Annotated in this window: 12 protein-coding genes and 1 pseudogene; 3 read left to right on the top strand and 10 right to left on the bottom strand. The window is 68.0% G+C overall.

Features of this window, described 5'->3' with window-relative positions; genetic code table 11:
* Positions 1-61: 61 nt before the first annotated feature.
* From OHB12_RS28125 to OHB12_RS28115, 3 genes are read right to left on the bottom strand one after another with little or no spacing between them, the layout of a single operon-like run.
* The gene (locus OHB12_RS28125; protein WP_327112269.1) at positions 62-700 is read right to left on the bottom strand and encodes a LysE family translocator; all 639 of its coding nucleotides are present in this window, start codon (positions 698-700) and stop codon (positions 62-64) included.
* 52 nt (positions 701-752) lie between these two features.
* Positions 753-1,421 carry a DUF3239 domain-containing protein gene (locus OHB12_RS28120; RefSeq protein WP_327112267.1) on the bottom strand — a complete coding sequence of 223 codons (669 nt, stop codon included), beginning with the start codon at positions 1,419-1,421 and terminating at the stop codon, positions 753-755.
* A gap of 41 nt (positions 1,422-1,462) precedes the next feature.
* Positions 1,463-3,121 carry a DNA repair helicase XPB gene (locus OHB12_RS28115; RefSeq protein ID WP_327112266.1) on the bottom strand — a complete coding sequence of 553 codons (1,659 nt, stop codon included), beginning with the start codon at positions 3,119-3,121 and terminating at the stop codon, positions 1,463-1,465.
* Between the two features lie 226 nt (positions 3,122-3,347).
* On the opposite strand from OHB12_RS28115, the gene OHB12_RS28110 reads away from it, so the two are divergent.
* Complete coding sequence (locus OHB12_RS28110) at positions 3,348-3,992, top strand: LysE family translocator (RefSeq protein ID WP_327112264.1); 645 nt, start codon at positions 3,348-3,350, stop codon at positions 3,990-3,992.
* Between the two features lie 72 nt (positions 3,993-4,064).
* Here OHB12_RS28110 and OHB12_RS28105 read toward each other — a convergent pair whose 3' ends face one another.
* Positions 4,065-5,231 carry a pyridoxal phosphate-dependent aminotransferase gene (locus OHB12_RS28105; protein WP_327112262.1) on the bottom strand — a complete coding sequence of 389 codons (1,167 nt, stop codon included), beginning with the start codon at positions 5,229-5,231 and terminating at the stop codon, positions 4,065-4,067.
* A 407-nt stretch (positions 5,232-5,638) separates the two neighbouring features.
* On the bottom strand, positions 5,639-6,553 hold the full coding sequence (locus tag OHB12_RS28100) for a sigma-70 family RNA polymerase sigma factor (protein WP_327121560.1): 915 nt from the start codon (positions 6,551-6,553) through the stop codon (positions 5,639-5,641).
* A 108-nt stretch (positions 6,554-6,661) separates the two neighbouring features.
* Between OHB12_RS28100 and OHB12_RS28095 the strand changes: the two genes are divergently transcribed.
* The gene (locus OHB12_RS28095) at positions 6,662-7,201 is read left to right on the top strand and encodes a GNAT family N-acetyltransferase (protein ID WP_327112260.1); all 540 of its coding nucleotides are present in this window, start codon (positions 6,662-6,664) and stop codon (positions 7,199-7,201) included.
* A gap of 425 nt (positions 7,202-7,626) precedes the next feature.
* On the opposite strand, the gene OHB12_RS28090 is transcribed toward OHB12_RS28095, so the two are convergent.
* From OHB12_RS28090 to OHB12_RS28080, 3 genes are all read right to left on the bottom strand, one after another.
* On the bottom strand, positions 7,627-8,718 hold the full coding sequence (locus OHB12_RS28090; RefSeq protein WP_327112258.1) for a 3-deoxy-7-phosphoheptulonate synthase: 1,092 nt from the start codon (positions 8,716-8,718) through the stop codon (positions 7,627-7,629).
* Between the two features lie 638 nt (positions 8,719-9,356).
* On the bottom strand, positions 9,357-9,827 hold the full coding sequence (locus OHB12_RS28085) for a carboxymuconolactone decarboxylase family protein (RefSeq protein WP_327112256.1): 471 nt from the start codon (positions 9,825-9,827) through the stop codon (positions 9,357-9,359).
* Between the two features lie 122 nt (positions 9,828-9,949).
* Entirely contained in the window at positions 9,950-10,828 is an 879-nt protein-coding gene (locus OHB12_RS28080) for an oxidoreductase (RefSeq protein WP_327112254.1), read from the bottom strand.
* A gap of 237 nt (positions 10,829-11,065) precedes the next feature.
* Here OHB12_RS28080 and OHB12_RS28075 point away from each other — a divergent pair, with 237 nt between their 5' ends.
* A complete protein-coding gene (locus tag OHB12_RS28075) occupies positions 11,066-12,685 on the top strand; it encodes a (2,3-dihydroxybenzoyl)adenylate synthase (protein ID WP_327112252.1) in 1,620 nt (539 codons plus the stop codon).
* A 66-nt stretch (positions 12,686-12,751) separates the two neighbouring features.
* Here OHB12_RS28075 and OHB12_RS28070 read toward each other — a convergent pair whose 3' ends face one another.
* Positions 12,752-14,062 (bottom strand): salicylate synthase, encoded by a 1,311-nt coding sequence (locus OHB12_RS28070; protein ID WP_327112250.1) that lies wholly within the window; start codon positions 14,060-14,062, stop codon positions 12,752-12,754.
* Between the two features lie 98 nt (positions 14,063-14,160).
* A pseudogene (locus OHB12_RS28065) lies at positions 14,161-14,316 on the bottom strand (DUF2127 domain-containing protein); the annotation flags it as partial.
* Between the last annotated feature and the right edge of the window lie 47 nt (positions 14,317-14,363).

The raw sequence follows: 14,363 nt of genomic DNA, 5'->3' as shown, positions 1-14,363 counted from the left end.
CGACCACCCCTCTCCGCCCCTTGCGGCATCGACGTACCGACCTTGCTGGATGGTAGCCGCTTCAGTCGCCACTACCGGTAAGCGCCACCGACGTGCCGACACCGAGGATCAGCACGCCGCCCGCGCCGCCGACCGCCTCCAGCCTGCGGGGCGACCGCGCGAACCAAGACCTGGCCGAGACGGCCAGCAGCGCCCAGGCGCTGTCGGAGACGATCCCGATCGCCAGGAATATCGTGCCGAGAAGCAGGAATTGCACCCGGATCGAGCCCCCCTCCGGGTCCGCGAAATGCGGCAGCACCGCGGAGAAGAAGACGATCGCCTTCGGGTTGGTGAGCCCGACGAACGCGCTCTGCCGCAGCACTCTCGTATGTGAAGTCGGTTCGATCGCGGCGACCAGCGCCGCACGCAACGCCTTGCGCTCACGGATCGCCTGGATTCCCAGATAGATCAAGTACAGCGCGCCCGCGAACTTCACCACGGTCAGCGCGAGCGCCGAGGCCGCGAGCAGCGTGCCAAGACCGATCGCGACCAGAACCAAGGCCACGTAGACGCCCGCGGTGTGCCCGAGCACCGAGAGCAGCGCAGCGCGACGGCCGAGCGTGAGCGCGCGGCCGACGGTGAACAGCACGCCGGGACCGGGCACGACGATGATGACGATCGCCGCGGCAGTGAATGCCAGCAGATTGGACGCCGGAACCATCTTCCGAGTCTATGTGCACGCGCAACCCGAAATCGGGGGCTCGCAGTCGAATTCAGGAGCCGAGATCGCCGGGCAGCTGGTGCGGATCGAGCAGCAGTCGTTTGGTCGTGGCGCGGCGCACCTTCTCGGCCAGCGCGAGGTTGTCGGTGAGCAGCCGCCACTCGACCTCGCTGATGGCGGCACGGGCGCGGTCGATGACCGTGCCGTCCCTGGTGCCCCAGGCGATGGGCATGGCGCTCACCGACTGCCAGCGCTCGCCGACCTGCCGCGGCGCCCAGTCGGTGCGCACGGCCACCGAGGGCACCCGCTCCCCCGCCTTGGCCTCGTGGCCGGGTAGTGCGCGAACTTTCCTGGTCACCAGGGCGTAGCGCGGACCGGTCTCCTCCGGCTTGGACACATCGACCAAGGCGAGCAGCACGACGCCGGAGGGGCGGGACTCCGAGATCACCGCGGGAACGAGCTCGCCGTCGGCGTAGAGCTTGTCGATGCTGGAATGCCTTGGCGTCCACAGCGCCACCCACAACGCGGTCACCGCGCCGAGCGCGAAGGCGACCGCGAGCAGATACGCCCAAGGATGGTCCAGCCAGATCAGGTAGGCCGTTCCGGTCGCCGCGATGATCGCGGCGGCGATCGCCATGATGCGCAGTCGACGCAAGTCGGCGAAGACTTCGTTGACCGCGTGGGCATGCCCGCGGTCCACCGCGAATTCGAAGCGTCGCACGTCCTCATTCCTAGCACAGCTTTCGGAGGAATTTCCTCCACTTATCCGAGCGCCGGACCGAGCAAGTCGTCGGCATCCGTGATGCGGTAGGCATACCCCTGTTCGGCGAGAAAACGCTGACGGTGCGCGGCGTATTCGGCGTCGAGGGTGTCGCGCGCGACCACCGAATAGAAATGAGCCTGGCCGCGGTCCTGCTTCGGGCGCAGCAACCGGCCGAGGCGCTGCGCCTCCTCCTGACGCGAGCCGAAGGTACCCGAGACCTGCACGGCCACCGACGCTTCCGGCAAATCGATGGAGAAGTTCGCGACCTTGCTCACCACGAGCACCGGAATCTCACCGCGCCGGAATGCGTCGAAGAGTTCTTCGCGGTCTTTGGTTTTCGTCGAACCCTGGATCACCGGAGCGTCGAGCGCGGCGCCCAGTTCCTCCAGCTGCTCCAGGTAGGCGCCGATGACCAGGCTCGGCGCGTCCTGGTGCTGAGCCAGGATCGATTCCACCACAGCGATCTTCGTGTGCGCGGTGGAGCAGAGCTTGTAACGCTCCTCTGGTTCGGCGGTCGCGTACGCCATCCGCTCGGCATCGGTCAGCGTGACCCTGACCTCGATGCACTCGGCGGGGGCAATCCAGCCCTGGGCCTCGATGTCCTTCCACGGCGCGTCGTAGCGCTTCGGGCCGATCAGCGAGAACACGTCGCCCTCTCGGCCGTCCTCGCGCACCAGGGTCGCGGTCAAGCCGAGGCGGCGGCGGGACTGCAGGTCTGCGGTCATCCGGAAGACCGGGGCGGGCAGCAGATGCACCTCGTCATAGATGACCAGGCCCCAGTCACGGCTGTCGAAGAGCTCCAGGTGCTTGTACTCGCCCTTGGTGCGGCGGGTGATCACCTGATAGGTGGCGATGGTGACCGGCCGGATCTCCTTGCGTTCGCCGGAGTACTCGCCGATCTCTTCCTCGGTCAACGAGGTGCGCGCGAGCAGTTCGCGCCGCCACTGCCTGCCCGCCACCGTGTTGGTGACCAGGATCAGCGTGGTCGCCTTCGCCTTCGCCATGGCCGCAGCGCCGACCATCGTCTTGCCCGCGCCGCAGGGCAGCACCACCACGCCGGAGCCGCCCGCCCAGAACGAGTCGGCGGCCATCTCCTGGTAGTCGCGCAAATGCCACTTGTCGTCGGTGTAGTCGAGTTCGATCTCATGCGCCTCGCCGTCGACGTACCCCGCGAGGTCCTCGGCGGGCCAGCCGATCTTCAGCAGCATCTGCTTGATCCGGCCGCGCTCGGACGGGTGCACCACCACCGTGTCGTCATCGATGCGCGCGCCGAACATCGGCGCGATCTTCTTGTGCCGGAGCACCTCCTCCAGCACCGCGCGATCCAGGCTGATCAGCGTCAGGCCGTGCGCGGGATCCTTGACCAGCTGCAACCTGCCGTATCGGGCCATCGTGTCCACGACATCGACCAGCAACGGCTGCGGCACCGCGTACCTGGAGAAACTGACCAGCGCGTCCACCACCTGCTCAGCGTCGTGCCCCGCCGCCCGCGCGTTCCACAGCGCCAGCGGCGTCACCCGGTAGGTATGCACATGCTCCGGCGCCCGCTCCAACTCGGCGAACGGCGCGATGGCCTGCCGCGCCGCATCGGCCAACTCGTGGTCGACCTCCAGCAGCAGCGTCTTGTCACTCTGCACAATCAGTGGACCGTCGGTCACAGCCCCTCCTCATATCGGCTCGCCGCCCATTCTCCCCGACCCCACCGACGACACCGCAGGTAACCGGCCATTCTCCGCCGTGAGCGGATTCGGCAGCGCCCGTGTGCAACGCCGGAAGGCCCCGGTCTCTTCCCGGAGCCTGCGCAGGCGCGGCCACCACGACCCGTGGCCAGCAACCGCCAACTGGACCGCGACACCGCGGGATCGGGTGGGTGACGATCGGTGCATGATCGAGATGGCGGCGGTGGTGGGGGTTGCGGCAGCTGCGTTGGGGATGGTGCTGACGCCGGGGCCGAACATGATGTATCTGGTGTCGCGGACGGTGTCGCAGGGGCGGCGGGCGGGGTTGGTGTCGTTGGGTGGGGTGGCGGCGGGATTCGGGGTGTATCTCGCGGCGGCGACCGCCGGCATCACGGCGGTCTTCGTGGTGGTGCCGGGGCTCTATCTGGGCGTGAAACTGGCGGGTGCCGCTTATCTGGGGTGGCTTGCCTGGCAGGCGGTGCGACCGGGCGGCGTTTCGGTGTTCGCGCCCGCGACGCTGCCCGCCGACCCGGTGCGCCGACTGTTCGGTATGGGGTTGGTCACCAATCTGCTGAACCCGAAGATCGCGATCATGTACATGGCGCTGATCCCGCAGTTCGTAACGCCGGAGCACGGCAGGGTGTGGCTACAAAGCCTGTGCCTGGGAGCGGTGCAGATCGCGGTGGCCCTCACCGTGAACGGCCTGATCGTCCTAGGCGCGGGCGGCCTGGCCACCTTCCTCACCGGCCGCCCGCTCTGGCTGCGCGTCCAGCGCTACCTCATGGGCACCATGCTCGGCGCCATCGCTGTCCTCCTCGCCACCGACCGGGCCCGCCCCACCCCCGCCTGACCCGCGACGAGCGGCACACGGTGGAGAGGCCTCTCGCGCTTTGCGACAGCCGTGTGCCACTCGTCACGCGAGTCAGCCGAGCCGGAGCCGGCGCACCCCTTCGTCCAGCGTCTCGTCGCGCTTGCAGAAGGTGAAACGCACCAGGTGGCTCCACGCGGCGGTGTCGTCGGCGAACGCGATGACGGGGACCGCCGCGACGCCGAGCCGCTTCGGCAGCTCCCGGCAGAACGCCAGACCGTCCGAGGCGCCGAGTGGGGTGATGTCGGCGCAGACGAAATAGCCCCCCGCGCTGGCCTTCACGTCCAGCCCGGCATCAGCGAGTGCGGCGGAGAGGCGCAGCCGCTTCTCGGACAAGGTATCCCGCAGATCATCGACCCAACCCAGCTCATGGTTGATCGCGTGCGCGACGGCCGGCTGAAAGGGGCCGCCCGCGACGAAGGTCAGAAACTGTTTGGCCGCCAGCACGCCGTCGATCAGATCGGCGGGGCCGCATGCCCACCCGGTCTTCCATCCGGTGACGCTGAAAGTCTTTGCCGCACTGGACGCCACGATCGTCCGCTCGGCCATGCCGGGCAGTGCGGCCAGGCTGATGTGCTCGGCGCCGTCGTAGACCAGATGTTCGTAGACCTCGTCGGTGAGCACCAGAATGTCGCGCTCGCAAGCGATATCGGCGATCGCCTGCAGGTCGGCGCGCCCGAGCACGGTGCCGGTCGGGTTGTGCGGCGAGTTGACGACGAGCATGCGAGTCGCCGGGGTGATCGCGGCGCGCAGGCTGTCCAAGTCGAGCACGAACCGGTCGCCATCGGCGACCAGCCTGGCCGTGCGCCGTCGCGCACCGGCGAGGGCGACCGCGGCCGCGTAGGAGTCGTAATACGGCTCGATCAGCACGACCTCCTGGCCGGGCTCGACCAGTCCGAGCACCGCGGCGCTGATCGCCTCTGTCGCACCGACGGTCACCAGCACCTGGGAGTCGTGGTCGTACTCGGTCCCGTAGCGACGAGCCCGGTCGTCGGCGATGGCCCTGCGCAGGACCGGCATGCCGCGCCCGGGCGGGTACTGGTTGAGTCCGTCGGCGATGGCACGGCGGGCCACTTCGAGCATGCCCGCGGGCCCATCCGTATCGGGAAATCCCTGGCCCAGATTGACCGCGTCGTAGCGAATGGCGAGTTCGGTCATTTCGGCGAAGATCGTGGAGGCGAAGGGCCGCAAGCGGGCAACGGTCGGGGGTTGCGAGGGCATGTTCGGAGATTATCCCAGCGGCCAGAATTGTTGCCATCAGATAGCGACTATCGATATTTCACATCTCAACCATGCCATATACCTGCATATTCGCGTGTTCTCTCAGCGAGAGCCAGCCTCGCCATGTTCTCTCTCGCAAACTCGCCGCCGAGTGGTCTCTCGAACGGGCGTGCCAAGGCCTGCTACCTCCACCTGGTTGCAAGCCCGCCACGTCGGACGTCGCCGGACACGCACTGGGGTTCCTCCGGCAGGTGCTGCGCGAACTCGTCGCGGGTTGGTACCGGGTCCCCTGACGCCGGACCGGGTCTCGGCTCGACCGTGTAACCCAGGGGCAGGTTCGTCCACCGAGAACCGGTTCCCCGGTTCGTCCATGCTGTAGCCGTCGCTCCGCCGGTGGCCGACGGGGCTCAACCGAGCCGCACTCCACCCAGCTTGGCGGGATTCGCGAGATCATAAGTACCCCAGACCAATCCATCCCGCACGGTGAAGCCCATGATCCGGGTGGGATAGCCCGCCCGCCCCTCCTCAGCGGGACGCCCAGTGACCACAAGGCCGAGCTGCCCGTTGACCGAGGCGAATTCGTAGACAGGCGACGAATCCTCGTTCAGCCCGTACTTGCGTACCAGCCCCAGGAAGAAGCGGGCGATCCGATCCGAGCCGTGCAGGACGTTCACGGCGGTGGCGGTAGTGCCGTTGGCGTCGCCGATCATCACCGATTCCGGGTGCAGCGCGGCGGCGACCGCGTTCACATCACCGGCGCTGAGTGCGGTGAGGAAGCGTTGCACCGCGGCCTCGTGCTCGGCGTCCGGTACCGGCGCGGGCATGTGCGCCACCGCCTTGCGGGCACGCACCGCGAGCTGCCGTGCGGCGTCTGCCGAGATGCCGAGAATGTCGGAGATCTCGTCGAACGGCACCGAAAGCCCATCGTGCAGCACGAAGGCCACCCGCTGCGGCGGCGTGAGGCTGTCCAGCACGACCAGCGCCGCGAACCGGTACTCCTGCTTGCGGACCACGGTCTCCAACGGGTCCGGTGCATTCGACGGCGTGCGCGCCGTGACCACGGGCTCCGGCAGCCACTGCCCCACATAGTTTTCCCTACGGGCGGCCGCGCTGCGCAAACGGTCCAGGCAGATGCGGGTCACCACGGTGGTCAGCCAGGCCCGCAGATCCTCGATCTCGGATTGACGCGCACCGGCAAGGCGCAGCCAGCTCTCCTGCACCGCGTCTTCGGCGTCGCTGACGCTGCCCGTCAGCCGATAGGCGACCGAGAGCAAATGCGCCCGATGTGATTCGAACAGGTCGGAAAGCAGCGCGGCAACCATCACCGCGCAGTCTACGGTCCGGCGGAGGCACGTTCCCGCGCGGTATCACCGGTCAAGCGATGAACAAACCGGATGATCCCGCCGACCGATCCGTGACAGCATGACGCGATGGACCATCACGTGCTGTCGAACGGAACGGTCTGGCTGTCGGCGCCGACGACAAACGACATCGACACGATCACCCAGTGCTGCCAGGAACCGTCCATCGGGGAATGGGTGACCATCCCGGTGCCCTACCGGCGGAGGCACGCCGAAACCTTTGTGGAGGACATCGTCGGCTCCGGGTGGGCGGCCCGCAGCCCGACCTGGGCTGTGCGACTACACGCCGACGGGCCGGTTGTCGGCATGATCGGCCTCAGCGAACGGGACGAGAGCGCGGCCGAGATCGGTTTCTGGCTCAGCCCGGCGCAGCGGTCCCGCGGCCTGATGACCCAAGCGGTTAATCTGGTGTGCGACTTCGGGTTCCGCTCCGATGGTTTGGCCCTGCAACGAATCAGCTGGCGCGCCTTCGTCGGCAACTACGCCTCGGCCGCGGTCGTGCGACGGGCTGGATTCCGGTACGAGGGCAGGTCACGACTGGGCAGCGTGCAGCGCGGCGTGCGCCGCGACCACTGGCTCGCCGCCCGACTGTCCACCGACTGTGTTTGATTTGCCCTGTGTTTAATTTGCCGCGCCTGCGGCGCGGCGTGTTCGCGGGCTCTGTTTTCGGCCGCGCGGGCGCGGCGGGTTCGCGGCCCCCTGGTGGCTCGCGTCCGAGCGGCCGACGCTGGCGACTTCGTCGCGGACGCGTCGGCCGCTCGGACGCGAGCCGGGCCGCGAACAAGGGAATGCTCGATCTCGCTTCGCTCGGAACCAGGGGTCGGGCGGATGTGGTTGTGGTAGGAGGCGAGCGCTGTGTTTGATTTTGCCGCGCTGCGTGTTCGCGGCTGGCCTGTGTCCGAGTGGGCGAGACTTGCGACTGCGTCGCATGCGCGCTTCGCCCACTCGGGTGCAAGCCGGACACCGAGCGACGCTTGTACGACTCGCACGCCGACGGGTGAGAGGGGACGTATCGGGCCGTCCGCTGGACGGGGTCAGCCCTCGCGCCGCCGCCGCACCGCGTCGGCCAGCCGCTCGAGCTGACGGGCGGTGGTCTCCCAGTCCAGACATGCGTCGGTGATGGACTGGCCGTAGGTCAGCTCGTCGGCGTGGCCGAGCGTGAGATCCTGTCGACCCGCGACCAAGAAGCTCTCCAGCATCACGCCGACCACACCGGGCTTGCCCGCCGCCAGCCGCTCCGCGATATCGGTGACCACGTCGACCTGCTTGTTGTGGTCCTTGTTGCTGTTGCCGTGGCTCGCGTCGACGACCACCCGCTGCGGCAGCGCCGACTTGTCCAGCCGGACGCACGCGTCGGCGACCGAAGCCGCGTCGTAGTTCGGGCCGCTGCTGCCGCCGCGAAGGATCACGTGGCAGTCCGGGTTGCCCGCGGTGCGGATCAGCGCCGAGCGCCCGTCGAGGTCGGTGCCGGGGAACACATGGCGGGCCGCCGCGGCGCGCACGCCGTCCACCGCCACCTGGACGTCGCCGTCGGTGCCGTTCTTGATGCCGACCGGCATCGACAGCGCGCTGCTGAGCTGGCGGTGCACCTGGCTTGCCGCGGTACGGGCGCCGATGGCGCCGTAGGACACCAGATCCGCAATGTACTGCGGGGTGATCGGATCCAGGAACTCACAGGCCACCGGGAGCCCGAGCGCGGTGATGTCGACCAGCAGCTTGCGGCCGAAGCCGAGGCCGGTGTTGACGTCGAAGGAGCCGTCCAGATGCGGGTCATTGATCAGGCCCTTCCAGCCGAGCGTAGTGCGCGGCTTCTCGAAGTAGACCCGCATCACCAGGTGCAACCGGTCGCCGAACTCGGCGGCGAGAGCCGCTAGGCGGCGTGCGTAGTCCAGCGCGGCGGCGGGGTCGTGCACAGAGCAGGGGCCGACGATCACCATGAGGCGGTCGTCGTCACCGTTCAGCACGTCGACGGTGGCCCTGCGTCCCGCGCGCACGGTGTCCGCGAGCGCATCGGTGATCGGGTGCACGCGACGCACCTCCGCGGGCGAGCGCAGCGGGCTGATACTCAGGGTGCGTTGATCATCCAGATCGGAATGCCGCGCGTCGACATCGGCTGCGGTTGTCATAGTCGTGGGTTCCTTTTCTCGGGGCCGACCCACGGACGTGAAACCCGTCGAGCCGGTCCATCGTCCGGCTCGGGTGGAATATCGTCAGCGCATATGGTTGCCGCAGACCAGCCCACCCAGGGCCGGCTTGCTAAACCAGAAATACACGCATTGCACGCCGAGCACGGTACCAAACCAGAACCAGGCGGTGACCGCATGGTGCCGGATCACACATCTGCCGAACACCGCCCACCGATTGACATTCGGACACGAGCCGCCACCACGCCCCATCGAGGTGCGAGCCTCAACACCGTTCGCGGCCGAACGAACGCAGTCCGCGGGCACCGAACCTCGCCTCTCGACCCACCCACATCAGCCCACCCCAGTTCCGAGCGAAGCGAGACCGAGCATTACCTGTTCGCGGCCGAACGAACGCAGTCCGCAGGCACCGAACCTCACCTCTCGACCCACCCACATCAGCCCACCCCAGTTCCGAGCGAAGCGAGACCGAGCATTACCTGTTCGCGGCCCGGCTCGCGTCCGAGCGGCCGACGCGTCCGCGACGAAGTCGCCAGCGTCGGCCGCTCGGACGCGAGCCAAAAGGGGGCCGCGAACCCGCCGCGCCCGCGCGGCCGAAAACACAGCGCTGCAAAACAAACTCAGCCCCACTGGCCGGGCACGTAATCTCCCGCCGGGGTACGCGCGATGACATTCATCCGGTTCCAGGCGTTGATCATCGCGATGGCGCCGATGAGCGCGGCGATCTGGTTCTCGTCGTAGTGCTTGCGCACCTCCTGCCACACCTCGTCGCTGACAGCGCGGCCGTCGCCGATCCGAGTGGCCTCTTCGGTGAGCGCCAGCGCGGCCCGCTCGGCCTCGGTGAAGACGGTTGTCTCATGCCAGGCGGCGATCAGGTTGAGCCGCAGGGAGGTCTCGCCCGCGTGCGCGGCGTCCTTGGTGTGCATGTCGGTGCAGTAGCCACAGCCGTTGATCTGGCTCGCGCGGATCTTCACGAGCTCGTAGGTGGCGGCGGGCAGGGTGGAGTCGGTGATCACCTTGGAGGCCATGGTGAGTCGCTTGACGAAGCTGCCTGCGACGGGATTGGCGTAGAGGTTGATGCGGGATTCCATGATGTCCGTCCTTTGTCGTTCCCGTTGGGTTCACAAAGAGGACGACCCGGTGCTGCGAAGTGTGACATCCCGATTTGTGAACTGGATCACTGCGCCGACCGGACGAGATTCTGGCCGACCGGTTACTTCGTGAAGTCGTAGGTGACGCCGGTCAGCTTCTCCGACAACTCCCACAGCTCGCTCGCGACCTTTTCGTCCCTGGATTCCTTCGAGGAGCCGGACGGGCCCGGGTATCCGCGCATGCCGCCCAGCCCGGTCGGGCCGTAGTAGCCGCCCGGCTGGATGTCGGCGGTCGCGGCATACAGCGTCGGCAGCGCGCCCATCGCGGCGCTCTGCGCGAGCAGCCGGTTGCCCAGCCACATCACCTTGTCCTGGAACGACTCGGTGTGCGACTGCAGTTCGGTCGCGGCGTAGCCGGGGTGCGCGGCGACCGAGAGCTTTGTCGCACCCGCGGCGGTCAGCCTGCGCTGCAACTCGCGGGCGAACATGAGGTTGGCCAGCTTGGCCTGCGCGTAGGCGGCCCAGCGCTGATATCTGCGCCGTTCCCAGTTGAGATCGTCCAGGTCGATCTTCCCCATCTGGTGCGCCCAGCTGGAGACCGTGATGATTCGATCGGAGATCTTGTCCAGCAGCAGACCGGTCAGCGCGAAGTGGCCGAGATGGTTCGTGCCGATCTGCATTTCGAAGCCATCGGCGGTGCGCGCCTCGGGCAATGCCATCACGCCGGCGTTGTTGATCAGCACGTCGGCCCGGTCGGTGCCCTCGGCGAACTCGCGCACCGAGGCCAGATCGGCCAGATCCAGTTTTCGCACCCGGACCCGCTCCCCCAGTTCCGCGGCGACCTGTTCCCCTTTGGCCACGTTCCGGCAGGCGAGCACGACCTCGGCTCCTGCCGCGGCCAGCGCACGCACCGTCACGGCCCCCAAACCGCTGTTGGCCCCGGTGACGATGAACGTCCGCCCGCCCTGGTCGGTCAGATTCGAGGTATCCCACCTGCTCATGGCGGAAAGTCTAGTCCGCGTCGGCCGAGGATCCGCGGTACCGCGTCCTGGCAAGGATCGCGTCGCGTCCGATCGCGGTGCGGCCGATATCCCGGTCACCCGTGCGATCTGCCCCATCCTGCGGTCGCTGTCCCGGCTTCATGTTCGGCGGTAGGCTTTCGCAGTGAGATAGGGTTGCCTAACCTATGCAGGGCCCTCATCGTGTGGTCCCGAGCTCAGTTATCTGTGAGGCAGACCGTGACTTCGACATCCACCACGTCATCCCCGCATCGCGACGGTTATGTGCCCTTTCCCGCGCAGACGGCGGCAGCGTACCGGGCCGCCGGGTATTGGTCCGGGCGACCGCTCGGTGATCTGTTGCGCGCCACCGCACGACAGCACCCGCACCGGCCCGCACTGCTCGGCGGTGACCGCGACCACAGCTACGCCGAGGTCGACGCCGCCGCCGATCGGATGGCTCACGGGCTGCTCGCGCTCGGGATCGCACCGGGCGACCGCGTGGTGGTCCAGCTGCCCAACGTGCCGGAGTTCTTGACCGTGCTGTTCGGGCTGCTACGCGCCGGAATCATTCCCGTGCTGACACTGCCCGCGCACCGGCGGGCCGAAATCGAGCATCTTGCGGCGCTTTCCGAGGCCGTCGGCTACATCGTGGCCGACCGGGCGGGCGGCTTCGACTACCGCGAGCTGGCCGCGACCGTGCGGGCGGCTGTGCCCTCACTGCGGCACGTCCTGGTGCTCGGCGACCCCGGCCCCCACACCGACCTGGCCTCGATCCCCCGCGACGGCGGCGACCTGCCCGAAGTCGATCCGAGCGACATCGCCCTGATGCTGGTCTCCGGCGGCACCACGGGACTGCCGAAGCTGATCGCACGCACCCACGACGACTACGTCTACAACGCGACCGCGAGCGCCGAGGTATGTCTGTTGACCGAAAACGACGTCTACCTCGCGACACTTCCGGCCGCACACAACTTCCCACTGGCCTGCCCTGGCATCCTCGGCACCGTCGGCGTCGGCGGTGCGGTCGCCTTCATCGGCGATCCGAGCCCGGAGAACGCGTTCGCCGCGATCGAGCGGCACCGGGTCACGGTTACCGCGCTGGTGCCGCCGCTGGCCCAACTATGGTGCGCAGCAACCGGATGGGAAGACGCCGACCTGAACTCGCTGCGCCTGCTCCAGGTGGGCGGGGCCCGCCTGGCGGAGATCAACGCCAAGGAGGTGACGCCCGCACTCGGCGCCACATTGCAGCAGGTGTTCGGGATGGCGGAGGGCCTGCTCAACTACACCCGGCTGGACGACCCAGTCGAGCTGCTGCACACCACCCAGGGCAGGCCGCTGTCGCCATCCGACGAGGTTCGCGTGGTGGACGCCGACGGCAACGATGTCGCGCCCGGCGCGGAGGGCGAGCTGGTCACCAAGGGCCCATATACGATCCGCGGCTACTATCGCGCCCCCGAGCACAACGCACGCGCGTTCACCCCGGACGGCTACTACCGCAGCGGCGACTTGGTCCGCCGCCTGCCCAGCGGTCACCTCGTCGTCTCCGGCCGGATCAAGGACGTGATCAACCGCGGCGGCGAGAACATCTCCTGCGACGAGCTCGAGGAGCATCTGCTCGCCCATCCCGCGGTCCGGCACGCCGCCGCCGTCGGCCTGCCGGACGCCGCGCTCGGCGAAAAGGTCTGCGCCGTCCTCGTTGTCGACGGCGAGATGCCGACCCTTGCCGAAATCAAGACCTTCCTCGCCGCCCGCGGACTGGCCACCTACAAGCTGCCGGACGTGCTTCGCCGCAGCGACAAGCTCCCCATCACCGCAGTCGGCAAGATCGACAAAAGAGTGCTGCGCGCCGAGGGCTGACCCCCATTGCCGTCTGACGGAAAACCCGGCGGGCAGCGCGCCATCGGAGCAGTGCCTGTTGTGGACCTATGCCCGCACCACGTAGGGCGCGATGCTTTCGAGCTTTTCGCAGGTCTCCTCGAACTCCCGTTCCGGCCGTGACTGACCGACGATGCCCGCGCCTGCGCGCAGCCAGGCGCCGTCGGTGTTCTGGTACACCGCGCGCAGCACGAGCGCCGCCTCCAGCGCACCGGTCGGCGAAACAATCACCACCGCGCCGGAATACAGGCCGCGCGGGTCGTGATCGAGCCGAAACACCGAATCGACACCCTCACGCTTGGGAATGCCAGAGGCGGTGACGGACGGGAACAGCGCCTCGAGCGCATCCCAGCTGGACCGGTCGGCGGCGAGCCGCCCGTGCACGGTGGAGGCGAGGTGCTGCACGCTGCCTCGCTCACGCACCGCCATGAAGTCCGACACCGCCGGCGTACCGGGATCGGCGACGGCGGAGATCTCCGCGAGTGAGGTCTGCACCGAAATCGCATGCTCCACGATCTCTTTCGGATCGGTGATCAGATCCGCCCGCGCGGCCATGTCGACCGCGTCGCCGCGGCCGAAGGCGCGGGTGCCTGCCAGCGGTTCGGTGGTCACCACGCGATCGTCGTCCACGGACGCGACAAGTTCGGGGCTGAAGCCCGCCGCCTCCAATCCGCCGAGCCGCAACAGGAACGATCGCGCCGGGGTGTTATACGCGCGACCGAGTCGATAGGTGGCCGGGACGTCGACCGCGAACGGCAGATCGACCTTCCTGGACAGGATGACCTTCTGATACCGCCTGGCCTGGATCTCACCGACCGCCTCGGCCACCCGGCCCCGATATCCGGTCGGGTCGACGCGGATGTCGACCGGATGCGCCTGCGGGAGTTCGGTGTTCTGCGACTGCGCGATCAGATCGTGGATGTCGCCGGTCTCGGCGGGTGTCGCGCCTGCGACCCGCACACCGAATTCGCCGACCCGCACCTCGATACGCGGAATCATCAAACGCACCAGCGCCGTTCTGGGGTCCAGGTGCCGCGTCGCGTCGAGGGTCCATGCGCAGAACTCGAATCCGATCCAGCCGTAGGCGTTTCGGCCCTCCAATGCAAGCGTGCCCAGCGCACGGTCGATAACGCCCGCCGGGTTGCCCTCCCATCGACCGGAGGTGGTCTGCCCCGCCCAGGCGACCCGCAGCTCCTGCACATCCAGTTCGACACTGCCGATCGGGTCGGCGGCGAATACCCATTCGCCCGGGCGCTCGTACATGACGTACTCACCGAACTGATCGGCCCCTGCCAGCCGGGACATCGCTGCCGCCGGATCGGTCACATACTCAACCCGCAAGCGCTCCGTGGTCGACAACGATCCTCCAAGGTTATCCTGGCCTAACTTGTGGAGGTAAGGTTAGCATTACCTGGCTCTTGACAGGGTGTGCTGCACAGCGCAAACCGTGGCGCGAACTATCGGTCCGTGCCCACCGCCAGTGCCGATCGCTCGACGCTCAGCAGGCTCTCCGCACTGCGCTCGGCGTGATACCCCACCCCGCCACCGCGCAGGCCGAACAGTCGCTTGCTGTAGAGCAGCCAGACCACGGCGGCGATATTGACCACCAGGACACCGACCCCTAAACCGAACTCACCGTGCCGAGTGCCTGCGCGGAGTC

Source organism: Nocardia sp. NBC_01730 (assembly GCF_035920445.1).
GTDB lineage: Bacteria > Actinomycetota > Actinomycetes > Mycobacteriales > Mycobacteriaceae > Nocardia.
Note: the sequence above shows the minus strand (reverse complement) of the source record. Positions and strands in the feature narration are given on the sequence as shown.